This is a genomic window from Leucobacter sp. PH1c (genome assembly GCF_000633415.1).
Classification (GTDB): Bacteria; Actinomycetota; Actinomycetes; order Actinomycetales; family Microbacteriaceae; genus Leucobacter.
Genome location: NZ_AYMV01000001.1, coordinates 1 through 22517, shown reverse-complemented (window position 1 = coordinate 22517; position 22517 = coordinate 1). Strand labels below are relative to the sequence as shown.

The 22517-nt window shown below is 72.3% G+C and carries 17 protein-coding genes; 8 read left to right on the top strand and 9 right to left on the bottom strand.

Annotation, left to right across the window (positions count from 1 at the left end; translation table 11 throughout):
- Positions 1 to 164 precede the first annotated feature (164 nt).
- Entirely contained in the window at positions 165 to 671 is a 507-nt protein-coding gene (locus tag U874_RS0100085; RefSeq protein WP_025132509.1) for an NADPH-dependent FMN reductase, read from the top strand.
- Positions 668 to 1198 (top strand): flavin reductase family protein, encoded by a 531-nt coding sequence (locus tag U874_RS0100080; protein WP_025132508.1) that lies wholly within the window; start codon positions 668 to 670, stop codon positions 1196 to 1198. Before U874_RS0100085 ends, U874_RS0100080 begins: the two co-directional genes overlap by 4 nt.
- A 14-nt stretch (positions 1199 to 1212) precedes the next feature.
- Here the strand turns inward: U874_RS0100080 and U874_RS0100075 are convergent, their stop codons facing one another.
- On the bottom strand, positions 1213 to 1824 hold the full coding sequence (locus tag U874_RS0100075; RefSeq protein ID WP_025132507.1) for a TetR/AcrR family transcriptional regulator: 612 nt from the start codon (positions 1822 to 1824) through the stop codon (positions 1213 to 1215).
- A 128-nt stretch (positions 1825 to 1952) separates the two neighbouring features.
- Here U874_RS0100075 and U874_RS0100070 point away from each other — a divergent pair, with 128 nt between their 5' ends.
- From U874_RS0100070 to U874_RS0100060, 3 genes are all read left to right on the top strand, one after another.
- Complete coding sequence (locus U874_RS0100070; RefSeq protein WP_051582723.1) at positions 1953 to 3158, top strand: MFS transporter; 1206 nt, start codon at positions 1953 to 1955, stop codon at positions 3156 to 3158.
- Positions 3159 to 3262: 104 nt separating this feature from the next.
- On the top strand, positions 3263 to 4903 hold the full coding sequence (locus U874_RS0100065) for an amidohydrolase (protein ID WP_025132505.1): 1641 nt from the start codon (positions 3263 to 3265) through the stop codon (positions 4901 to 4903).
- Positions 4904 to 5021: 118 nt separating this feature from the next.
- The gene (locus U874_RS0100060) at positions 5022 to 5891 is read left to right on the top strand and encodes an alpha/beta fold hydrolase (protein ID WP_025132504.1); all 870 of its coding nucleotides are present in this window, start codon (positions 5022 to 5024) and stop codon (positions 5889 to 5891) included.
- Positions 5892 to 5912: 21 nt separating this feature from the next.
- Here U874_RS0100060 and U874_RS0100055 read toward each other — a convergent pair whose 3' ends face one another.
- The 3 genes from U874_RS0100055 to U874_RS0100045 are packed head-to-tail and all read right to left on the bottom strand — an operon-like array spanning position 5913 to position 10356.
- Positions 5913 to 7103 (bottom strand): Xaa-Pro peptidase family protein, encoded by a 1191-nt coding sequence (locus U874_RS0100055; protein WP_025132503.1) that lies wholly within the window; start codon positions 7101 to 7103, stop codon positions 5913 to 5915.
- 2 nt (positions 7104 to 7105) lie between these two features.
- Positions 7106 to 8614, bottom strand: coding sequence for an APC family permease (locus tag U874_RS0100050; protein WP_025132502.1), 1509 nt, complete (start codon positions 8612 to 8614; stop codon positions 7106 to 7108).
- Between the two features lie 20 nt (positions 8615 to 8634).
- The gene (locus tag U874_RS0100045; protein ID WP_025132501.1) at positions 8635 to 10356 is read right to left on the bottom strand and encodes an amidohydrolase; all 1722 of its coding nucleotides are present in this window, start codon (positions 10354 to 10356) and stop codon (positions 8635 to 8637) included.
- Positions 10357 to 10799: 443 nt separating this feature from the next.
- On the opposite strand from U874_RS0100045, the gene U874_RS0100040 reads away from it, so the two are divergent.
- Both U874_RS0100040 and U874_RS0100035 read left to right on the top strand, forming a co-directional pair.
- Positions 10800 to 11462: a TetR/AcrR family transcriptional regulator gene (locus tag U874_RS0100040; RefSeq protein WP_025132500.1), complete on the top strand. Its 663-nt coding sequence runs from the start codon at positions 10800 to 10802 to the stop codon at positions 11460 to 11462.
- A 97-nt stretch (positions 11463 to 11559) separates the two neighbouring features.
- A complete protein-coding gene (locus U874_RS0100035) occupies positions 11560 to 12609 on the top strand; it encodes a biotin/lipoate A/B protein ligase family protein (protein WP_025132499.1) in 1050 nt (349 codons plus the stop codon).
- 43 nt (positions 12610 to 12652) lie between these two features.
- Here U874_RS0100035 and U874_RS0100030 read toward each other — a convergent pair whose 3' ends face one another.
- The 4 genes from U874_RS0100030 to U874_RS0100015 all read right to left on the bottom strand — a co-directional run bounded on the left by U874_RS0100030 (position 12653) and on the right by U874_RS0100015 (position 20599).
- A complete protein-coding gene (locus U874_RS0100030; RefSeq protein ID WP_081809829.1) occupies positions 12653 to 14206 on the bottom strand; it encodes an HNH endonuclease signature motif containing protein in 1554 nt (517 codons plus the stop codon).
- Between the two features lie 189 nt (positions 14207 to 14395).
- Positions 14396 to 15361: a quinone oxidoreductase gene (locus U874_RS0100025; protein WP_025132497.1), complete on the bottom strand. Its 966-nt coding sequence runs from the start codon at positions 15359 to 15361 to the stop codon at positions 14396 to 14398.
- A 232-nt stretch (positions 15362 to 15593) separates the two neighbouring features.
- Entirely contained in the window at positions 15594 to 17732 is a 2139-nt protein-coding gene (locus tag U874_RS0100020; protein ID WP_025132496.1) for a hypothetical protein, read from the bottom strand.
- A complete protein-coding gene (locus U874_RS0100015; RefSeq protein WP_025132495.1) occupies positions 17729 to 20599 on the bottom strand; it encodes an efflux RND transporter permease subunit in 2871 nt (956 codons plus the stop codon). The genes U874_RS0100020 and U874_RS0100015 overlap by 4 nt, the downstream gene beginning before the upstream one ends.
- A gap of 116 nt (positions 20600 to 20715) precedes the next feature.
- Here U874_RS0100015 and U874_RS14550 point away from each other — a divergent pair, with 116 nt between their 5' ends.
- The gene (locus U874_RS14550; protein ID WP_025132494.1) at positions 20716 to 21489 is read left to right on the top strand and encodes a TetR/AcrR family transcriptional regulator; all 774 of its coding nucleotides are present in this window, start codon (positions 20716 to 20718) and stop codon (positions 21487 to 21489) included.
- Here U874_RS14550 and U874_RS0100005 read toward each other — a convergent pair.
- Positions 21486 to 22517 (bottom strand): 2-oxo acid dehydrogenase subunit E2 (locus U874_RS0100005; RefSeq protein WP_029987251.1); only part of this gene is annotated, 1032 nt, incomplete at its 5' end. The two genes, U874_RS14550 and U874_RS0100005, sit on opposite strands and share 4 nt — an antisense overlap.

Here is a 22517-nt window from a genome sequence, read left to right as displayed (position 1 = left end):
CGCCGAGCGACCTACACTGGCACCAGTTCCGCGGGATGAGATCCCCGGCCGCTCCGCGACATCACACCGTGGATCATGCCCCCGTCTGCCGCGGCGCCCTCCGCGCCGCCCACGCACGGGCGCCGCTCGCGCTACCGCGCGGACGACGCCGGAAAGGGATCATCGTGTCCACCATCTCCGTGATCGTCGGCAACCCCAAGCCGCGATCCCGCACTCGGCGCATCGCCGAGGACCTCGCCGCGCGCATCGCGGCCCGCACGGGAGCAGCCCCGCTCCCCACCGTCGACCTCATCGAACACGCGGGCTCACTCTTCGCCTGGCCCTCGCCCGAACTCGACCCGCTCCTCGACCAGCTGCGGGCCTCCCGCTTCGCGGTGATCGCCTCGCCGACCTACAAGGCGAGCTACACGGGTCTCCTCAAGGCGTTCCTCGACCGCTCCCCCGCGGGCGCGCTCACCGGGGTCACCGCCGTGCCGGTCTTCACCACCGCCTCGGACGAGCACGCGCTCGCGGTCGAGTTCACGCTGCGCCCCCTGCTCGTCGAGCTCGGCGCGAGCGTGCCCACCCGCGGCCTGGCCTTCCCCACCCCGCGCTTCGACCGCCGAGACGAGATACTCGACGCCTGGTCGGAGACCCAGCTGCCCCTCCTCGGCTCCGGGAGCGCGGCATGAGCGCCGCAGCGGCGCCGGGCGCGCCTGCGGTGGAGGCCGCGCCCGCCTTCGACGAGCGCAGCTACCGCGACGCGATGGGCGGCTTCGCATCGGGCGTCACCGTGATCACCACGCACGGCGCGGACGGGCCGGTCGGCTTCACCTGCCAGTCGTTCTTCAGCGTCTCGATCGATCCGCCGCTCATCACCTTCTCGATCGCCCGCACCTCCCGGAGCCTCGCCGCGGTGCGCGCGCACGGGCGCCTCGTCGTGAACTTCCTGAGCGCCGAGCAGCAGCACCTGAGCGGCCAGTTCGCGCGCTCCGGAACCGACAAGTGGCGCGGCGTCGCCTGGTCGCCCTCGCCGAGCAACGGCGCGCCGACGATCGACGGGGTCACCGGGTGGGTCGCCGGCGAGATCGAGCGCGAGGTCGAGGCGGGCGACCACCTCATCTTCCTCGTGCGCGTGAGCGGGATCTCGACGGATCCGAGCCGTGCGCCACTGCTCTTTTACCGCGGGGCGTACCACGAGCTCGAGTACATGATCTGAGCCGCGCACGACCCTCAGCCGCGCGCCGCGGCGCGCGAGCGTACTCCGGCGATGATGAAATCGAGCCCTCGATCGAACACGCGGCGGTTGCGCTCCGCGCCGCTCGGGTGCGCACGCAGCAGCGGCCCGAGCAGCTCCCCCGAGCGCTCGGGGTCGAGGATCGCCTCGGGCGACAGGGCGTCGAGCGCGGCCCCGAAGGTGAACGCGTCGATCACCTCGATCGTCGTGAGGATCTCGTCCTCGGGGAGGCCCGCGTCGCCGAGCGCTGCGGCGAGCGCGCTGTAGAAGCGCAGGACATCGGGCTCATCGATCACGACCGTGAGCATGAGTTCGAGGGCCCGCGGGTGGTCCGCGTACATGCGCCAGGTGAGCTCGACCTCGCTGCGGATCCGGCTCTCCCAGTCGGTGTGCTCCGGGGCGACCGCGATGTACTCGGTGACGAGCACCTGGCGCATCGCGCGGATCACACCGTCGCGTCCGTCGACGTGATGGTAGAGCGAGGACACGCTCACCCCCAGCCGCCGCGCGAGCGGCACGAGCTGGAGCTCGTGCCCCGCTTCGACGTACTCGAGCGCGGCACGCCCGATGATCTCCCGGCTGAGCCGGGCGGTGCGGGGTCTCGCCACGGGGGTCCCTTCGTCGGTGCTGCTTGACAGATCCTCGCACACGGGGCACGATGTTCACGAAAACCGAAACCGTTTCGATTAATTGCATCGACACGACTCACCGCCAGTGCAGCCGGAGAAGAACCCTCGTGACCACCACCCCCATCGCGGCAGACCCGCGCCACCCGCTCACCCTCCGCAACGGGAGCGCGACCTTCATCATCGCCCTCGCGAGCCTCATGATGGCGAACCTCGCGCCCTTCGTCATGACCGCGCTCGGCGGCCTCGGCTTCGACGTCATCGCGAGCGGCAACATCCTCACCTGGGCGCTCCTCGCCTCCGCCATCGTCGGGCTCGGCACCTCCCGTCTCGCGGCCGGCCGTGCGCGCCGCCCGCTCGCGATCGCCGGCCTCGCCGTCGCCGCGCTCGCGTTCGGCGTCGCCGCGCTCGTCCCCGCCGCGGGGCCCGCCGTCGCGGGGCTCATCGTCGGCGGCGCCGGCGTGGGCGCCGCGATCTCCACCTCGGGCGCCGCGATCGCCGCGCTCCGCAACCCCAACCGGGTCTCCGCGACGAGCGGCCTCGTCAACCGCATCCTCATCACGGTGATCCTCGCCCTCGTGCCGATCATCGGCATCTCGCAGGGCAGCGTCTTCGGCACGCTCGCCCTCATCTCGCTCGCGGGCCTCGCCCTCGCCGCCTGGCTCCCCGACTCCCCCGAGCACGCCGCCCCCGTCGACGTGACCACGAGCCTCCAGATCGCCGAGCCCCGACGCATCACGATCGCGGGCATCGCCGTGCTTGTCGTGTTCCCGCTCTGGGGCACGAGCGAGGACGCCATCTGGACCATGGCCCCCGTGCTCGGCGATGCGGTCGGCCTCGGCGAGCAGCCCCTCGGCTTCGCCCTCAGCCTCGCGGCCGCCGGGGGCATCCTCGGCATGCTCATCGTGTCCATCTTCGGCGCCCGGATCGGCCGCGCCGTGCCCCTCGCGGTCGCCCTGGCGCTCGGCGGCACCTGCAAGATCGCCATCGGCTTCGCCACGGACCCCCTGCTCCTCGCCGCGCTCATCATCGCCGTGAACACGATCTACGCCTTCGCGTTCGCGCTCTTCATCGCGACCGCGGCCGGGCTCGACGCGCGCGGCCGCTGGTCCGGGCCGCTACTCGGCGCCTACCTCGTCGGCTCGAGCTTCGCGCCGCTCATCGGCGGCGCGCTCATCGAGGGGATCGGGATCCCCGGCTTCACGCTCATCACCGGGCTCGTGAGCTTCCTCGTCATCGTGCCCACCGTGCTCATCGCCCGCGTGTCCGTGGGCGCGGAGCAGGCGCTCGCCCGCGCCGCTGAGCGCGCGGCCTGACCGCGCACGGCCGTACCGCGTACGATCGCAGCAGGCCCTTCCTCACCCGCGGACGCGCCGCACCCCGGCGCCCGCCCGATCCCGATCGAACGAAAGCGAGACACATGAGCTCCGAGACCACCATCTACCGCAACGCCACCGTCTTCACGGGGGACGCCGCGGTCGCGCCGCGCGAGTGCTTCGCCGTGCGCGGCGACCGGGTGCTCGCGGCGGGCGACCTCGCCTCCGTGCGGCTCGCCGCCGGCCCCGAGGCCGCCGAGGTCGACCTCGGCGGCGCGGTCGTGACGCCCGGCATCGTCGAGGGCCACGCGCACATGCTCATGCTCGGCGAATCGCTCTCGAAGGTGCAGCTGCGCGACGCGAAGACCCTGGAAGAGGTGCAGCAGCGCCTCGCCGCGGCCCGCGCCGCCGCCCCCGACGCCCCGCGCCTGCTCGGCACCAGCTGGCTCTTCGACATCTTCACCGACGGCGCCCAGCCCACCGCCGCGATGATCGACGCCGTCGTCTCCGACGTGCCCGTGATCCTCGACGCGAACGACCTCCACTCGGTCTGGGTGAACTCCGCCGCGCTCGAGGCCATGGGGATCACGCGCGAGACCCCCGACCCCGTCGGCGGCGAGATCGTGCGCGACGCGAACGGCGACGCCACCGGGTTCCTCCTCGAGACCGCAGCCATGACCTACGCCTGGGGCTACCTCGACGCGGTCCGCAGCCAGGAGGACAGCGACACCTACCTCGCCGCCGCCTTCGACGCGTACCTCGAAACCGGCGTGACCGGCGCGACCGAGATGTCCTTCGGCGAAGCCGAGGTCGTCACTTACCGCCGCCTGCTCGACCGCGACGGGCGGCTCCCCTTCCCCGTGAACGCGCACTGGCTGCTCACCGCCTCCGGCGACCTCGAGACCGACGTCGCGCAGATCGCCGAGATCGCCCGCATCCGCGACGAGATCTCGGCCGCCTACGGCGACACCTGGCTGCGCATCGTCGGCGTGAAGTTCATCCTCGACGGCGTGATCGATGCGTGCACGGCCAGCATGCGCGCCCCGTACGCCAACGGCGCGCTGCCCCGCCCGATCTGGGAGCGAGAGTTCGCCCTCCCCGTCGCCGTGGCCGCCGACGCCGCCGGGCTCCAGCTCGCGCTCCACGCCATCGGCGACGAGGCCAGCACGATCGCCCTCGACATGGTGCAGGAGTGCATCCGCGTCAACGGGCCGCGCGCCGACCGCCGCGCGCGCGTCGAGCACCTCGAGTACGTCGCGGACGACACGATCGCCCGCATGGCCGCACTCGGCGTGACCGCGTCGATGCAGCCCGTGCACTGCGATCCCGCCGTGCTCGACAACTGGCAGGCCGTGCTCGGCGACGAGCGCGCGCACACCGGCTTCCCGTGGCACAAGTTCCGCGAGGCCGGCGTCGCGCTCGCGCTCGGCACCGACGCCCCGACCGCGCCGCACGTCGCCCCCGACAACCTGTTCATCGCGCTCACCGCGGAATCCGCCCTCGACCGCAGCCGCGCCGCCTACCAGCCCGAGCGCGTGTTCACCCCGGCGCAGGCGCTCGAAGCGCTGACGCTCGGGGCCGCAGCCGCGACCGGCCGTGCCGACGAGCTCGGCCGCATCGCCTCCGGGTACCGGGCCAACATCGCGGTGTGGGCGGCGGACCCGCTCGTCGGAGCGCCCGCCGAACTCCTCGGCACCGGGGCGACGCTCACGCTCGTCGACGGCGCGGTCGCGCACCAGCGGTAGGGGGTACTCGGGCGGGTGCGCACCCGGGGGTTCCGGGGCACGCACCCCGGGGTTTCCGGGGCGCGCGCACGGGAGATCCCGGGGTGCGCACCGCGCCCGCGCGGGGCAGAATGGGGGCATGAGCGCAGCAGCGAGTGGCCCCACCGAGTTCAGCTACGACGACGCGCACGGCGTGACCATCAGCGCCTACGAGTGGGCGGCCGCCGAGCCGATCGGCATCGTGCAGATCGCCCACGGCATCGGCGAGCACGCGCTGCGCTACGACGCCTTCGCCCGCCACCTCACGCAGGCTGGCTTCACCGTCGTCGCCGACGATCACCGCGGCCACGGCGAGACCGGGCGCCGCCAGCACGGCGGCGACCTCAGCCGCCTCGGCAAGCTCGGGCCCGGCGGCCTCCGCGCGACCGAGGCCGAGATCCTCCAGCTCACCGACCTCGCGCGCGAGCGCACCCCCGGCGTGCCGCTCATCATGTTCGCCCACTCCTGGGGCTCCCTGATGGCGCAGCGGATCCTCAACGCCCACCCGCGCGCCTGGGACGCCCTCGTGCTCTCCGGCTCCGCGTACCGCACGCCGCGGTTCATGGAGAGCGGCGACCTCAACGCCTCCTGGGCCGGCGCCACCGCGAACGGTTTCGAGTGGCTCAGCCGCGAGCCCGCCGTGGCCCACGCCTTCATCGCCGACCCGCTGTGCTTCGAGGCCGACATCATCAAGCTGTTCGGGATCGCCGACGGGCTCCGGCTCTTCGGCACCCCCGCGGCCGGACTCGATCCCGATCTGCCGCTCCTCATCACCGCGGGCGCGGCCGACCCGCTGAGCCGCGCCGACGGCCTGCAGCGCCTCGCCGCCGCCTACCGGGCGCGCGGCCTTCGCGACGTCACCCTGCGGCTGTACCCCGAGGCGCGGCACGAGATCATCAACGAGACCAACCGCGACGAGATCATCGCGGATATCACCACCTGGATGCTCGAGCGGGTCGCGGCGGAATAGCTCGCGCCGCGACCCGGTCGGTCAGCCGTCCGCGCCGACGAACTCGCTCGCGTCCGGAACGTTCGTCAGCTGTCGCAGCCCCGCGGCCTCGACGACGAAGTTGTCCTCGATCTTCAGGACCGTCTCGACCCCGTCGACCACGACGGTGGTCTCCGGCTCGAGCGCGATGACCTCGCCCTCGATCAGCTCGACGTCCTCATCCATGAGCCCCGGGGAGAAGAGCGTCGGCAGCTCGCAGATCCGCAGCCCCACCCCGTGCCCGATCGCGTACGGCGTGCGCCCGAGGCCGTGCCCCTCGAGGTACTCGTTGCAGGCGGCCAGAAGGGTCGAGGCCTTCGCGCCGGGGACCGCGAGACTCTGAGCGATCCGGTGCGCCGTGAGCAGGTGCTCGTAGGCGGCGAGGTGCTCCTCCCGCCCCTCCCCCACGAAGCCGCTCCGCCCGGCGTCCGAGGCGTAGCCGCCCGCGCCGTAGCAGCCGATGTCGAAGAAGAACGGGTCGCCCTCCGCGAAGCGGCGGCCGGCCGCGAACCAGTCGCCGCTGCCGTTGCGCAGGTTACAGACGGAGTGGGTGACGAACTCGACGCCAGCGGCCTGCTGGTAGTTCATCGCCGCGGCGAGCACATCGTGATCCGTCCCGCCGACGTGGGCGGCCCCGAGCGCCGCCTCCATCGCGCCCGCGTTCACCCGCGACGCCGCTTCGAGGAGCTCCACCTCGATCGGGTGCTTCTCCCGTCGCACGCGGTGGAGCGCCGTCGTCACCGACACGAACTCGTGATCGGGGTGCGCCTCGCAGAGCCCCGCGAGCAGCGTCTGATCCACCCCGTCGACGCCGATGCGTCGAGCGCCGCCGAGCGCCGCGAGCGCGCCCGCGACGACCCGCACCCACGTGCGCGGATTCGCCGTCGCGGCCGACCACGAGGCGATCGCGTGCACCCGGGAGATCCAGGGCAGATCCGGGTACGGCGCACTCGCCGTCTCATCGATGTAGGGGAGGAAGAGCTCCGCCTCGCCATCGCTGTGGACGAGCGCCGCGAACCACTCGGACTCGTTCGTGAGGTGCGCGCGGAAATCGGTCGCGTAGCGGATGTGATCCGGCCCGACGAGAAGCAGCGCATCGACGCGCTGCTCCCGCATGACGGACTCCACCCGCGCGAACCGTGCCCGGTGCAGGGCGACGGCATCGTACTCCGGCCAGCGGTACAGACGGCTCATGGTCATTCTCCTTCTCGTGAGGTGTTCGGGACGGTCGGCGTGAAATCGGTGCGCGCGGAGAGCTCCGACGACGGCGCGACGTGGCCGCGGCCGACCGGGGAGAGCCGGTACACGAGCACCCCCGCTCCCGCGACCACCACCGAGGCGATCAGCGGCGCGAAGTTGACCCACCAGAGCTCGGGCGCCTCGCGCGGCCAGAGGACGTTCGTGATCTCGAGGGCGAGCCACACGAGCGCGATCCAGGAGATCACCGTGCCCGCGCGCCCCATGAACAGGCGCTCGCCCGGGTGCCAGGTGCCGCGGATCCGCGCGTAGGCGAGGCCGACCACCGGGAAGGCGAACGCGACGTAGAAGCCGACCGTCGTGAACGAGACGAGCAGCGTGTTCGCGTAGTCGTTCTGCAGCACGAGGAGCACCCCGATCGCGGCCAGCCCCGTCACGAGAATCGCGTTGACCGGCAGCCCGCCCTCGCCACGGAGCCGCTTCAGCCACGCCGCCGCCGGGAGCTCATCCTCGCGGGCATTCGCCCAGACGAGCCGCGAGGCCGCGGCCTGGATCCCCACGAGGCTCGCGAGGAAGGCGATGATGAAGAGCACGAGGATCACATCGACGACCACGGGCGGGAAATGGTACGCGAGCACCGCGATGATCGGATCCCCCTCGGACGCGGCGAGGATCTGCGGCAGATCCGGGATCGCGAGCAGGATCGCGAAGCTCGTGAAGAGGATCACGAGGCCGACCCCCAGCAGGGAGAACACGATCGCCCGCGGCACCGCGTGGCGCGGATTCTTCACCTCCTCCGCAATGCTGCTCGCGCTCTCGAAGCCGAGGAACGACCAGCCCGCGATCGCGACGAGGAGCACGAACGGGGTCATCATGAACGGCGTCTCCGGCGCGGCGGCGAGCCCCTCGGTCAGGAAGCTCGGATCCTGCTCCCGCCCGAACAGCAGCAGGTACACCGCGACACCCACCGAACCGACGATCTCCGCAACGATGCAGGCCGTAGCGACCGCCTTGACCACGGCGCGGCCCGAGATATTCACGAGCGTGGTCACCACGAGGAAGGCCACCGACAACGGCACGAGCACCGCGGGCGAGCTCGCGTCGAGCCCGAACAGGATCGCGATGAACACCGAGCCCGAGTATGACACCGAGCTGAGCGCGATCAGGAGCGCCCAGGTGTAGGCCCACCCGGCGAACCAGCCGTACTTCTGACTGACCAGGCGACGCGACCACTGGTACACGCCGCCCGCGAGCGGCCAGCGCGAAGCGAGCACGCCGAGCGCGATCGCGACGGTGAGCTGGCCCGTGAGGGTAACCACCCACCCCCACCAGAACGCCGGCCCGACCGTCTCGAGCCCGAGCCCGAAGATGCCGTACATCGCGACGATCGGCGAGACGAAGACGAACGCGAGCGAGAACGCCGACCAGAGGGTGAACTCTCGCTTCATCCCCTCGGGCGGCGACGCGGTCGCCGGATCACTGCGGTGGACATCGACTGATGTGGACATGGGGCTCTCCTTCGAGACCGTTAGTGCTGCGGCAGGGTGGCGGGCTGCGGGAGCAGCGCCGGGGGAACGGGGTGGACGGGCGGGGTGGTGGGCTCCGGGATCCCTCGCTGCGAGGCTGTCTCCGGGATCCCTGACTGCGAGGCTGTCTCCGGGATCCCGCCCCGCCACGTGGCGACGACGCGGGCGGACAGGAGCTCCGCGGGAGTCGGCTGATCCGACACCCCCGCCACCAGTACGAAGTCGGCGTCGAATCCCGCGGCGAGGCGCCCGCGGACCCCGTCCGCGAACTGGGTGTAGGCGGCATCGACGGTCGCCGCCCGGAGCGCGTCGTCGAAACTCAGCCGCTCCGCGGGAAGCCAGGACGCGGCGAGATCCCCCCGCTCGTCCCGGCTCATTCCGACGGCGAGAGCGTGCAGCGGGCTCGGCGTGGTGATCGGGTAATCGCTCGAGGAGGCGAGGCGCACCCCCGCCCGACGCATCGTCTCGAACGGGTACTGCCGCTGCTCGCGCTCCCCGCGCAGCCGGCCGTTCGTGAGCCGGCGCACGACGGAATCGAGCTTCGCCCAGTAGGGCTGGATCGCGACGGTGATCTCCGCCTCTCGCAGCCGGGCGAGATCCGCCGCCTCCACGAGCTGCGCGTGCGCGATGACCGGGCGGCGATCCCGCGCACCGTTCTCCTCGTCCGCGCGGAGAATCGCATCCACCGCGCTCGTGAGCCCGGCGTCCCCGATCGCGTGGATGTGGAGCTGGAATCCGAGCCGATCGAAGGCGGCGGCCGCCTCAGCCAGCGTCTCGGGGTCCCAGGCCGGGAGGCCGCAGCACGACGTGCCGTGGTACGCCTCGGAGACGTGGGCGGTGCCGCCCTCGATGATCCCGTCGGCGAAGAACTTCACCGTGCGCGCGGTCAGATCCGGCACCCCGAGCTCCTCGATCACCGCGCGGGCCTCCGCGAAGTGCGCGAGCTGCTCGCGCCACCCCTCCGGCGTCGCGCGGAACGCGAGGTTGAGCCGGAGCGGGAGACCTCGCCGCGCGGCGAGCAGGTAGCCGTCCAGATCCTCGAGCTCGACCCACGCGTCCTGCGCCGTGGTGACCCCCTCCGCGCTGAGCACGCGCAGCCCGCGCAGCAGCGCCTCCGCAGTCTCCTCCGGGGTGCGGCGCGGGAGCGCGCGGTACAGGGGCATGAACGCGCCCCACTCACGGAGCGTGCCCGAGGGGGCGCCCGACGCGTCGCGCTCAATCACCCCGTCCTCCGGGTCCGGGGTCGCCGCATCGATTCCGGCCGCCGCCAGTGCGCGCGAGTTCGCCCACATCGTGTGGATGTCACTCGATCGGAGCGCCACCGGCCGATCCGGGACGACCCGATCGAGGTCGCTCGCGAGAAACAGGCCGCCCTCCGCGATACTCAAGTCGAACCCCTCGCCGACGATCCACGGCAACTCCGGGTGCGCGTCCGCGAAGGCCGCGACGATCTCGAGGGCCTCATCGACCGACCCCGCCGCGCGCACCGGCGCCCCCGCGAACTCCGTCCCGCCGATGAGCGGGTGAGCGTGGGCATCGACGAAGCCGGGGAAGATCGCGGCACCGGCGGCATCGTGCTGCCGGGTCTCAGGGCTCAGCGGCAACGGTTCCCCTGCGGGGACGATGCGCGCGATGCGCGCGCCCTCCAGGACCAGGGTCGCGGGTGCGAACGCTGTTCCGTCCCACACTCGGCCACCCGTCACCACACGATGTGTTTGCGTCATCGCACCCAGCTCTCTTGTTGCGTCATTGCGTTGTTGCGTTGATGTGTTCTTGCGCTGCGGGACCGCTGCGCGGTTGTGCTTGTGCGTTTGTGCGCTCGTGCGCTTGTGCGCTCGTGCGCTCGTGCGCTCGTGCGCTCCCGCGCGTTGCGTCGGGAGCCAGTGTACCTAACGTGATTAGGTTTTCCAAATGTCGTTAGGTTCTTTGTGGCTGCGGGGTGCGACACGGTGCGTGGACTGGAGCGTGATGGGCTCTGGCAGTTGCTCCCCGCCCCGCTCCGGAGAACTCTCGGAGTCGGGCATCGCAGTGTCCTGCGGGCTTGGCACCGCAGCAGCCGCGCCCGACGGCCGGAACCCGGCAGTCCCCGGTTGCGGGGGAAGGATCCTCCGCCCGAACCGGGTGCTAGCGTGGGACGCGACCGAAGCGATCGACGAAGAAGGTGTCCATGACGAGCCCCCGCCGGGTGCGCCAGCACGTCACCGAGGAGCGCATCATCGAGGCCGCGCTGGCCCTGATCCACGATGAGCCCTCGGGCACGTTCACGCTTGCGAAGCTCGCGAAGAAGCTCGGCATCAGCGCACCCTCGCTCTACAGCCACGTGCCGAGCAAGCAGTACATCATCGAACGCGTGCGCTCGCGCGTCGTTGCGGAGATCGACTGCAGCGCATTCGACGACCAGCCCTGGGACGAAGCACTCACGGCGTGGGCCCGGTCATACGCAGACGCGTTCGTGAAGCACCCCGAGACGATCCCGCTACTCACCACCAATCCGGTCCAGGCTCCCGAACTGATCGCCCAGTACGAGACAATCACCGCGGCCCTGCTCGAGGTCGGTTGGCCGCGCACCGAGATCCTCGCCGTCCTCACAATCATCGAGAGCTTCATCATGGGCTCCGTGCTCGACCTCGTCGCGCCGGTGCAGATGGTGCAGCCACATGTGGACCAGGACACGCCGCTCCTGCGCGAGTTGCTCGCCGAATCCAGCGGAGACTCCGGTCGAGCCCGGCGCACCTTCAACCTCGGGCTCGAGGTGCTCGTGACCGGCCTTCGAGACCGCCTCGACGAGCTGGTCGCCGAGCGCGCGAGCGCTGTCACCTCCACGAGCTGACCTGCGCGCTGTTCCACTCTGAGGCTTCCGTCCTGCGCTTCTCCCCTCGGAAGCCCTCGCCGGAACCCCGCGGGAGGCGTACTCTGAGAGCATGAGCATGCACGGCGAGTACAAGGTCCCCGGCGGCAAACTCGTTGTCGTCGACTTCGAACTGAATGACGGCCAGATCAGCGACTTCCGCCTGTCCGGCGATTTCTTCCTCGAGCCCGATGATGCGCTGGCGTGCATCAATGGCGCGGTCGAGGGGATGAGCCCGAATGGCACGATCGAGCAGTTCGGCGAGGCCATTCAGAACGCGCTTCCGAGCGAGGTCCACCTCCTCGGCTTCACCCCCGCGTCTGTGGGCGTCGCGATCCGTCGCGCGATCACCGGCGCCGCGCACTGGCGCGACTACGACTGGCAGATCGTGCATGAGCGTCCGATCACCCCAGTGCTCAACGCAGCACTCGATGAGGTGCTCACGACGGCCGTTGGCGAGGGCCTGCGCGGCCCGACTCTGCGCATCTGGGAGTGGAACGAACCGGCAGTGATCATCGGCAGCTTCCAGTCGGTGCAGAACGAGGTCGACGAGGAGCAGGCGGCGGCGCACGGCGCTCAGATCGTACGCCGCATCTCGGGCGGCGGCGCAATGTACATGGAGCCAGCGGCGAGCATCACCTACGCGCTGTACGTGCCGGGCGAGCTCGTCCGCGGGATGAGCTTCGCCGATTCCTATGCCTACCTGGACGAGTGGGTACTCGAAGCGCTCCAGTCGCTCGGCATCGATGCGCAGTACAAGCCGCTGAACGACATCACGAGCCCGCAGGGCAAGATCGGCGGCGCGGCACAGAAGCGGCTCGGTTCCGGAGCAGTGCTGCACCACGTCACCATGGCGTACGACATGGATGCCGAGGCGATGACCCAGGTGCTTCGGATCGGGCGGGAGAAGCTCTCCGACAAGGGGACCACGAGTGCGCAGAAGCGCGTCGATCCGCTCAGGAGCCAGACCGGGCTTCCGCGCGAGGAGATCATCTCGAAGATGATCGATGTGTTCAAGCGCCGCCACGGCGGCACCGAGAGCGCGGTCACCGAGGGCGAGTGGGACGCGGCGGAACGCTTGGTGGAGCAGAAGTTCGAGACCGAGGAGTGGGTGCGCCGGGTGCCCTAGGCTCCTGGGGCTGAGAACGGGACCGGCTTCCCACGCCGACGCGTCATTCCGGCGGCCCCGCTGATCGTCGGAATCTGAGCCGGCTCGGCGGTACGTCGGTGTCGACTCTGCCGGTCGGGCTCTTCCAGTGCAGGGTTCCGTCGGGATCCTGAGTGACCGTCCACCCGCCATGGTGCTTCACGAGGTGATGACCGCGGCAGAGGTGGGCGAGGTTGTCGGTGCTCGTCGCGCCGCCGAGCGCGGCGTCGATGGTGTGGTCGAGATCGCAGCGGAATGCGGGGGCTCGGCAGCCGGGCGCGCGGCAGTGGAGGTCTCGGGCGGCGAGGAGCCGTTTCATGCGAGGGCTCGGACGGTATCGGTCGACGGCGAGGACGCCACCCGTTTCGTCGACCAGGATGCGTTCCGTTGAGGTCGCGGACGCGATCGCCTCAGCTGCGGTGTCCGTATCGATGGGGCCGTGCCCGACGAGTTCGGCAACGTTTCCAGCGCCGGGGAATCCCACGAGCTTCCCGGGAACGATGATCTGCACGCGACCCTGCACACGAGTAGCGAGCTCGGCGGTGTCGCCCGGGCGCCCGAGGAGCAGGTCGACGAGCGCATCGGCGCGGACCTCGTCCCTCGTCCGTCGCGGCAGGGTCGCGATCCCGGCCTCATGCCCACCCGCCGGACCTACCGCACCCGCGTCCGCAGCAGCTCCGGCTGCCGCGACAGCCGCCGCAGCGCCGGATGCCTCGGCAACTCCGGAGGTCTGCGGCCCTCCTCCGGACGCGCGGGGCGCGCTCCCCTCCGCTTCGGCCACCACAGTTTCGCGGGCGAGCTGGTTCAAGCGGTCCATGATGGCCGAAGCCTCAACCGCCGGCAGATAGGCCGTGAGATCGGCCATTCCGGCGTCTCGCGCCACGAGCCAGACCCTGCGCTGGCGCACCGCGTGCGTGTGCTGGGCCGTCAGATCCGCGCCCGCGACCTCCGCGGCAAGGCGCCGCGCGATGGGGCGCAACCGGTTCGGAGTCTCGTGCGGCGCAATGGTGAGGACTTCCGCAGCGTAGCGATCCCGCCGATCTGCATCGGCCTCGGGCTCACCGGAGTTGATGATCCGCCCCTCCTCGGCGATCACGTGCAGGTGGGCGAGCGCGACCTCCGCGTTCTCGAGCGCCCGCGTGCCGGCGGGGTACTGGGTGGTCATGCGCTGCGCCGTGTCGAGCAGGCGCTCGACGGCCCGTTCGCTCAGTCGCAACGCGACGGAGATCTCGAGGCGGAGCGAGCGGAACGCGATCTCTCGGTCGACGGGCACCGCGCCGGGCACCGCACCAGCCGCAGCATCGGCTCCCTCTGACCCGGCGGCCCCCTCCGGATCCGGATCACGAGTTGCTCCGACCGCCGCATCGAGGGCCGCCGCCAGCACGCGCAACTGACGGGCGTCCAGCCGACGCCGTTCGCGCTCGATCTCCTCGAGTTCGCTCAGTGCAGCACTGCGTTGGTCGATTCGCGCCGAGCGTGCGGCTGGATCGCTCCCGGGGGCGGCCATGCCCGCGCCCACGACCGCCCCGGCCAGCGCGGGAGCGGGGCCAGAGGCTGCAGCACGATCAAACAGTTCCATCCCAGGAGTAAGCCACACCTCCCAGGCCCCCACCGCCACTCTCCACAGGCTGCGCGGGCCCACCCCGCCAGTTCCTACGAACCCTCTCCTGTGAGCGGGGCGCGGAGGCGCCGAGCACGAACCGGAACGAACCAGATCAGCCCAGCAACAACAAAAAGAGCAACAGCACCAGCACCACGCCCCCGCACACTACGGCAGCAGGATCACCTTGCCCGTGGTCGCGCGCCCCTCGAGCGCACGGTGAGCATCCGCGGCCTCCGCGAGCGGGAAGCGCGCGCCGATCCGGACGTCGAGCGTCCCCGCCGCGATCGCCGAGAACAGCTCGCCATAGCGCCAGGCACGCTCCTCAGCGGTACGCAGGAAGTGCCCGAGCGAGGGGCGCGTCACGGAGAGCGAGCCGCCGGCGTTCAGCCGCTGCAGGTCGAACGGGGGCACGGGTCCGCTGGCCGCGCCGAAGAGCACGAGCGTGCCGCGCACGCGGAGGGCGCGCAGCGAGTCGTCGAAGGTGTCCTTCCCGACCCCGTCGTAGACGACGGCCACGCCCGCCCCGTCGGTGAGCTCGCGAGCGCGCTCTGCGAAGCCCGCGTAGTCGAGCACCTCGGCGGCGCCCGCCTCGCGGCTCAGCGCTTGCTTCTCGGGAGTCGAGGCCGTGGTGAGCACGCGCACGCCGCGGGCGGTGAGGAGTTGGGTGAGGAGCAGCCCCACACCACCGGCCCCCGCGTGCACCAGAACGGTGTCCCCGGGCTCGGGACGCGCCGCCGACGTTGCGAGGTAGTGCGCGGTGAGGCCCTGGAGGGGCAGGGCAGCCGCGGTCTCGGGCGCGATGCCCTCGGGAACACGGACCGCGCGCTCAGCCGCCACCACGAAGCGCTCGGCGTAGCTTGCATGGGCCTCGGCGGTGGCGATCAGGTCGCCCTCGGCGAAGCCGGCCACCCCGGCCCCGATGGCGATGACCCGCCCAGCGGCCTCCGCCCCCGGCGTGAACGGGAACGGGACGCGGTAGAGCCCGGAGCGCTGGTAGGTCTCGATGAAGTTGACCCCCACCGCCGCGGTCTCGACGAGCAGTTCGCCGGCTCCCGCCTCGGGAGGGGTCACCTCTTCGAGGGTGAGCACCTCGGGTCCGCCGGTAGCCTGGGCAACGATCGCGCGCGTCATGCTCCCGAGGATACGCCCCGTCGGTCAGCGGGACCAGGCACCATCGATCCGGGGCGCAACAGGCCGAAACACTCGGAGGCACCCGGCCGGGACGCCCATGCGGACCGGCGACCGGCGGCCGCTCCGCGGCTCCCCGCGACGCCCGCGGCCGCGCCGCAGCTCCTCACTGCGACCCGCGACCACCCCGCAGCTCCTCACTGCGGCCCGCGTCCGCCCCGAAACCACCCCGCACCTACCCCGCAGCGCCCTCCCGCTCGGCCTTCCGCGCGCGATGCACGGCGAACGCGGTGAGCGCGAGCCCGGCGAGCGCCCAGAGGATGAGCATCGCCGCAGCACCACCGGCCCCGGCGGCGCCGGTCGCGATCGCCTGGAATCCTCCGAGCGCGGCCCCGATCGGGCTGAGGTCGCCCACTGCGGCGAGCGGCGCCGGCACGGTGGAGACGATCCCGACCGCGAAGGCGACGACGAGCAGCACGAAGGCGATGAAGCGCCCGAATCCGCCGAGCAGCGCCGAGAGCCCCTGCACCAGGAGCGCGAAGGCGATGCCCGCGAGCAGCGCGAGTCCGAAGAAGCCGGCGCCCTGCGCGAAGTCGTAGCCGAGCGCGATCGGCAGGATCAGCCCGGCGATCGCGCCCTGAGCGGCGCCGAGCCCGAGCGCGGGCAGCGCGCTGCGCAGCGTGATGAAGCCGATGCCGCGCGCGGCCTCCCGGGTGCGGCGCCAGAGCGGTGCGAGCACGAGGAACGAGGCGAGCGCGCCCGCCCACAGGGCGATGCCCGCGAAGAGCGGAACGCCCGAGGCGTTGAACAGTTCGTCGCTCCCGCCCTTCGACTGCACCGGGGCGATAGCGGCCTCGGCGAGCTTGTCGCGCTGGGATTCGGTGTAGTTCGGGATCCCGCTGGCGGCCTCGCCCAGGCCCTTCGCGAGCTCCGCGCTGCCCTGCGCCGACTGGTCGGCGCCCTCGGCGAGCTTGCCAGCGCCCTCCGCGAGCGCGGGGGTGTTCTCCGCGAGCGCGGCGGTGCCCGAGGCGAGGCCGTTCGCGCCGCCCGCAAGCTCGGACGCGCCGCCGGCCAGTGCGGACGCGCCGGCCGAGAGCTGCTCGGCGCCGGAGGCGAGCCCTGCAGCACCGCCGGCGAGGCTCTCAGCGCCGGAGGCGATGCCTTCACCCGCAGCGCCGTAGCCGCGGGCGCCCTGGGCGATCCCGTCGCTCGCGGCGATGAGCTGGTCGAGAGAGGTGAGCCCGTTCTTGACCTCTTCCGTATCGAGCGCGCCGAGCGCCTGCTGCAGCGCCGCGGCGACGACGGCGGGGTCGACGCCCTCGGGCAGCGGCAGGCCGGCGACGAGCGCGTTGACGTCGATCGTGGCGAGCTGCTCGATGCTGTCTCGCACGAGGCCGAGCTGGCTGCCGATCCCGGTCGAGTACGCGTCGACATCGGCGAGGTAGTTCGTGAGGCCGGGCGCGGTGCCGTCACCCGATACGAACTGCCGCACTCCGGCAGCGTAGCCCGCGGCGCCGGGGTTCTCGGCCGTGCCATCGCCGGTCGCGAAGCTGCGGAGGCCCGCCGAGAGCTCGCCCACGCCGCTCGCGAGCTGCCCGGCCCCGCCGGCGAGCTCGCCCGCGCCGCCCGCGAGCTGCTGCGCACCGCTCGAGAGCTGCTGGGTGCCGTCCGCGAGCTGCTGGGTGCCGTCCGCGAGTTCCTTCGCGCCGCCCGCAAGCTGCGTGCCGCCGTCGGCGAGCTGCTCGGCACCGTCGGCCGCGTCTCCGATGCCGCGGTGCAGCTCGGTCATGCCGACGAACACGCCGCCAACGAACTGCTCGCCGAGCTGCTGGTTGAGCAGGCTCGTCGCGGTCTGGGTGACCGCCTGCGAGAGCGCGGTGTCGATGAGGCGGCCGCGCTCGCTCTCCTGGATGTCGATCGTCGCGGTCTCGGCGTCATCGGGGTCCCCGGAGGTCGAGGTCGCGGCGGCGGAGAAGTTCTCGGGGATCGTCACGACCGTGGTGTAGCGGCCGTCCCGCAGCCCCGCGTCGGCGTCGTCCTCGTCCGTGAGCACCCAGGTGAAGTTCTGCGCGGGATCATCGGCGTCGTCCGCCGTCGATCCCGAGTCGCTCGTGCCCTCTGCCGCGCCGGCGCCGCCGCCCGCGTCGATCAGCTCGCCCGCGAGGAGCCGGCCGAGCGGCACGAGCTGCCCGTTCACCTCGACGGGTTCGTCGTGGTTGACGACGGCGGCCGTCACGGAGTCGAGGCGCTCGGTGGGGTTCCAGAGCCCCCATAGCAGCACGCCGGCGACGGTGAGGGGCACGAGGATCAGCCCGAGTAGGGTGGTCCAGCGGACGGGCTTGCGCCCGGAGAGCCGAGCGAGTGCGGCGCTCATCGCGCGCCTCCTTCGAGGATCGTGGTGGTGGGGGCGGCGGCCGGATCTGTCGGGGACGGCGGCACCGGTGCGGGCGGGGCACCAGCGGACCCGGCACCAGCGGGACCAGCACCAGCGGGACCAGCACCAGCGATCCCAGGCTCAGCGGGTCCCGCATCGGCGGGCCGCAGCAGGCGGGCCCCGTCGGGGAGCACGCGCTCCGCGAGTTCCCGCTCGCCGAGCACGACGAGCACGAGTTCGGAGATGCTGCCGCGGGCGGTCTCGGAGGCGCGGGCCGCGAGGGCGGAGCGCATCCCGTCGACCGTGTCGAGCGGGATCGGGCCCTCCGCGGCCGAGCGGAGGTCGAGGACGACGAGCGCCGGGCGGTCGCGGAGCGTGTCTCGGAGCGTGCCGGGCTCGGCCCAGCCGGAGCGGGCCCGCACCGATCCGGCGCGCTCGGGGAGGAGGAGCCCCGTCACCTTCGCCGTGCCGAGCACGACGGGGGCGCGGCCGGCGATCGCCTCGGCGAGCGGAAGGCTCGCGGGATCCCGCGGGTCGAGGAGCAGCACGTCGCCCGCGGCGACACGGAGATCCGGCACGGCGCGGCCGCCGGCGAGCTGGACGCGCTCGGTCGCGATCACGGCGTCGGGCCGGTCGGCCGGCCACTCGGCGTGCGCGAGCTCGCGGGCGAGGCCCTCACCCTCCACGTCGAAGGAGGGGAGCACCTTCGCGAGCCAGCGCGGCATCTGCCAGGCGCGGTCGCCGAGGAGCGCGAGGACGGCGGGGACGAGGGTCATGCGCACCACGAACGCGTCGACGAAGACGCCGACGGCGAGGCCGAGCGCGATCACCTTGATGCTGGGGTCGCCCTCGGGCACGAACGCGGCGAACACGGCGAACATGATGAGCGCGGCCGCGGTGACGACCTTCGCGCTTCCCACGAAGCCGCGCTGGATCGCGGTTTGCGCATCGGCGCCGTGCACGTACTCCTCGCGGATGCGGGCGACGAGGAAGACCTCGTAGTCCATCGCGAGGCCGAAGAGCACGCCCATCAGGATGATCGGCATAAAGCTGAGCACGGGGCCCGCGGAGGGCACGTGGAGCAGATCGGCGAACCAGCCGAGCTGGAACACGGCGACGACCGCGCCGAAGGCCACGCCGACGGAGAGGAGGTAGCCGAGCGTCGCCTTGATCGGCACCCAGACGGAGCGGAACACCATGGCGAGCAGGATGAGGGAGAGCCCGACGACGAGGATCCCGAACGGCACGAGCGCCTGCAGCAGCATCTCGGAGACGTCGATGCCGACGGCGGTGAAGCCCGTCACGGCGAGGCTCACGCCGTACTTCTCCTGCCACTCGTCGTGGTGCTCCCGGAGCTCGTGCACGAGGTCGGCGGTACTGGCCGCGTGGGGGCCCTCCTCGGGGACGACCTGGATGATGCCGGTGTCGGCCCCCTGGTTCGGGGTGGCGAGCGGCACCTCCGCGACGCCGGGGACGGCGCGCACCTCGTCGGCGAGGTCTTCCATGAGCCCGAGCGGATCGGTGCTCGAGATGATGGATCCGGTGAGCAGCAGCGGGCCGTTCGCGCCCTCGCCGAAGTGCTCGCCCGTCAGCTCGTAGGTGACGCGGGCGGGGTCGTCGACGGCGAGCGAGGTGGCGTTCGGCAGGGCGAGGCGCAGCTGCAGGGCGGGCACGGCGGCGAGGCCGAGCACCACGAGCACGCCGAGGATCGTAACGATGGGGCGCCGCGTGACGGCGCGCACCCACCCGGCGAAGAAGCGGTCGGCGCGCGACGCCTTCGGGGGCGCGACGGACTCGGCGTCTGCTCCTCCGCCGGCGCCCTCCGCGAGTGCGCGGCGGTGCCGCTTCGGGAGGATCCTGGTGCCGGCCATCGCGAGCACGGCGGGCGTGAGCGTCACGGCGATGAGCACGGCGACGGCGACGGCTGCAGCCGCGGCGACACCGAGGGCCGTGAGGAAGGGGATCCCGGCGACCGACAGGCCGACGAGCGCGATGATGACGGTGAGGCCGGCGAATACGACGGCGGAACCGGAGGTCGCGGTGGCGCGCGCGATCGACTCCTCGACGGGCACCCCGGAGCGCAGCTGCTCCTGGTGGCGGCTCACGATGAAGAGCGTGTAGTCGATGCCGACGGCGAGGCCGAGCATGAGCGCGAGCATCGGCGTCGTGGAGGTGAGGTCGACAAAGGCGGTCACGAAGAAGAGACCGGCGATCGAGACGCCCACGCCGATGATCGCGATGAGGAGCGGCATGCCCGCGGCGATCAGCGAGCCGAGGGTGAGCACGAGCACGATGAACGCGATCACGACGCCGATCGCCTCGGTCGGCGAGATCCCAGGGATCGCGGCGGAGAACGCGTCGCCGCCGTAGGACGTCTCGGCGCCCTCGGGCAGGGCCGCGCGGATGTCGGCGGTGGCGTCCTCGATCCCCTCGACGGTCGCGTCGGGGATGCTGCCGGACGGCGCGTCGAGCTGGACCCGGATGAGTGCGGCGCTCTCGTCCTCGGCGAGGCCGCCGCTCGCCTGCTCGCTGAACGGGGTCTGCACGGCGATCACGGTGGGGACGTCGGCGAGCGCATCCGCGGCGTCGGTGATGAGGTCGCGGTAGGGCGCGTCGGCGACGCTCGCGCCGTCGGCTGCGACGACGATGATCGTCGCGCTCGTGCCGCTCACCTCGGGGAAGGTGCGGCCGAGCGCGTCGATGGCCTCCTGCGACTCGGTGCCGGGGATCGTGATGGGCGCGTTCGCGCCCTGCCCGAAGACGGCGGCGCCCGCCCCGAGCAGTGCGAGCAGCGCGATCCACAGGATGAGCACGAGCTTGCGCGCGCGAGTGGCCCACCGGCCGATCGCGTACAGGAGGGTCGACATGAGCGGGAGGGGCCTTCCGGTCGCTGACGGGGTTCGATACACGAGTGCATCCGTTTCGATACACTAATGTATCCGTACCCCGCTTGAAGCATCCTGAACGTGAGAAAATAGCCTCCATGACCCACGCACCCGAGCACACCGCGACCACCCCCGGTCGCACGGCGGCCGCGGCTCCGACACCGGCCCCGGGCGAGGCTGCGCCGAGCGCCCGCAGGCAGGAGACCCGCACCCGCCTGCTCGACGCGGCGGTCGAGGTCTTCGCCGAGGAGGGGCTCCAGGGCGCGGCGGTCGAGGCGATCTGCGCCCGCGCCGGGTTCACCCGAGGCGCGTTCTACTCGAACTTCGAGAGCAAGGAGCAGCTGTTCCTCGAGCTGCTCACCCGGGAGTTCGAGCGCCGGGCGGTCGACCTCGCGGACAAGGCGATCGAGCTCGAGCCGACCCTGCGCGAGCGCAACGGCTGCGTCTCACCGACGGAGGCCGCCGGCTACATCGTGCAGTTCTTCGCCCCCTCGGACGACGCGACGGCATGGTTCGTGCTCGAGGCCGAGTTCCTGCTGCTCGCGATGCGCGACCCCTCGCTCGCACCCGGCCACCACGACTTCATGGACGACTTCTACGCGAGCATCTCCGGCGTCGTGGAGCGCGTGCTCGCCGCGGCGGGTCGCCGCTTCGTGATCCCGGCGGAGCGGGCCATGCCCGTGCTGAGCGGCGTGTACGAGCAGGCGCTCCGCGCGGCGGCGCTGCAGGGCGCCGACCCGTCGAGCGCCCTCGACGCGCTCGGCGATCGCCTCGCGGAGCTGCTCTTCGCCCTCACCGAGGAGATCGAGCCGCACGCGGACGGCGGCGAGGGCGCGCACCGCCCCCGCCGCGCGCACGCGGACCCCGCCTAGACTAGCAGCGACAGGGGCTGCTCGATCCGCTTCGTGAACGCCGCGAGCCACTCGGCGGCGAGCACGCCGTCGAGCACGCGGTGGTCGGCGGAGAGCGTCACGGTCATCATGGTCGCGACGCCGAGGCTGCCGTCGGCCTCAACCACGGGGCGCGGCTCGGCGGCACCGACGGCGAGGATCCCCGACTGCGGCGGGTTCAGGATCGCAGCGAACTCGCTCGTGCCGGTCATCCCGAGGTTCGACACGGAGAAGGATCCGCCCTCGAGCTCCTGCTGCCGGAGCTTGCCCGCGCGGGCGCGCTCGGCGAGGTCGCGGATCGCGGCCCCGAGCTCGCCCACCGAGAGCCGCTCGACACCGCGCACCACGGGTGTGAGGAGCCCGCCCGGCACCGACACCGCGACCGAGATATCGACGCCGGTGAAGCGCCGGGTGGCCTCGTCGGTCCAGATCGCGTTCGCCTCGGGGACGTCGCGGAGCGCCGCGCCGACCGCCTTCACCACGAGGTCGTTCACCGAGACGCGGGTGCCCGTCGTCTCGATGATCTGCGCGCGGAGCGCCAGGAGGGCGTCCACGCGGCAGTGCGCCACGAGGTAGAAGTGGGGAACAGTGCTCTTGCTCTCGGTGAGGCGGCGGGCGATGGCCCGGCGCATCCCCGTGTGGGGCACGTCCTCGAAGGCGGCGGATCCGGCGACCGCGGATCCCGCGACGGCAGATCCCCCGACGGGAGATCCCGCGGCCGCGGGAGCCGGTGCGGCAGCAGGAGCGGGCGCCGTTCCCGCGGCGTGCTCCGCGGCCCCCAGCGCCTCGATGTCGCGGCGCACGATGCGCCCGCCGGGGCCCGTGCCGCGCACGGCCGACAGGTCGAGCCCGCGCTCGCGCGCGAGCTTCCGCACGAGCGGGCTCACGAAGACCCGCGCACCGGGCTCGCGCGCCTCAGCAGCGGCGGGCGCAGCAGCAGCGGGCGCAGCAGCGGCGGGCGCGGCAGGGGCGGGCGCGGCAGGGGCGGGCGCAGCAGCAGCAGCAGCAGC

What these genes read in the sequence shown, in the direction of transcription:
- U874_RS0100080 (WP_025132508.1), top strand. Translation starts at nt 668, where the DNA reads ATGAGCGCCGCAGCGGCGCCGGGCGCGCCTGCGGTGGAGGCCGCGCCC.
- U874_RS0100065 (WP_025132505.1), top strand. Translation starts at nt 3,263, where the DNA reads ATGAGCTCCGAGACCACCATCTACCGCAACGCCACCGTCTTCACGGGG.
- U874_RS0100060 (WP_025132504.1), top strand. Translation starts at nt 5,022, where the DNA reads ATGAGCGCAGCAGCGAGTGGCCCCACCGAGTTCAGCTACGACGACGCG.
- U874_RS0100055 (WP_025132503.1), bottom strand. Translation starts at nt 7,103, where the DNA reads ATGAGCCGTCTGTACCGCTGGCCGGAGTACGATGCCGTCGCCCTGCAC.
- U874_RS0100050 (WP_025132502.1), bottom strand. Translation starts at nt 8,614, where the DNA reads ATGTCCACATCAGTCGATGTCCACCGCAGTGATCCGGCGACCGCGTCG.
- U874_RS0100045 (WP_025132501.1), bottom strand. Translation starts at nt 10,356, where the DNA reads ATGACGCAAACACATCGTGTGGTGACGGGTGGCCGAGTGTGGGACGGA.
- U874_RS0100040 (WP_025132500.1), top strand. Translation starts at nt 10,800, where the DNA reads ATGACGAGCCCCCGCCGGGTGCGCCAGCACGTCACCGAGGAGCGCATC.
- U874_RS0100035 (WP_025132499.1), top strand. Translation starts at nt 11,560, where the DNA reads ATGCACGGCGAGTACAAGGTCCCCGGCGGCAAACTCGTTGTCGTCGAC.
- U874_RS0100030 (WP_081809829.1), bottom strand. Translation starts at nt 14,206, where the DNA reads ATGGAACTGTTTGATCGTGCTGCAGCCTCTGGCCCCGCTCCCGCGCTG.
- U874_RS0100025 (WP_025132497.1), bottom strand. Translation starts at nt 15,361, where the DNA reads ATGACGCGCGCGATCGTTGCCCAGGCTACCGGCGGACCCGAGGTGCTC.
- U874_RS0100020 (WP_025132496.1), bottom strand. Translation starts at nt 17,732, where the DNA reads ATGAGCGCCGCACTCGCTCGGCTCTCCGGGCGCAAGCCCGTCCGCTGG.
- U874_RS0100015 (WP_025132495.1), bottom strand. Translation starts at nt 20,599, where the DNA reads ATGTCGACCCTCCTGTACGCGATCGGCCGGTGGGCCACTCGCGCGCGC.
- U874_RS14550 (WP_025132494.1), top strand. Translation starts at nt 20,716, where the DNA reads ATGACCCACGCACCCGAGCACACCGCGACCACCCCCGGTCGCACGGCG.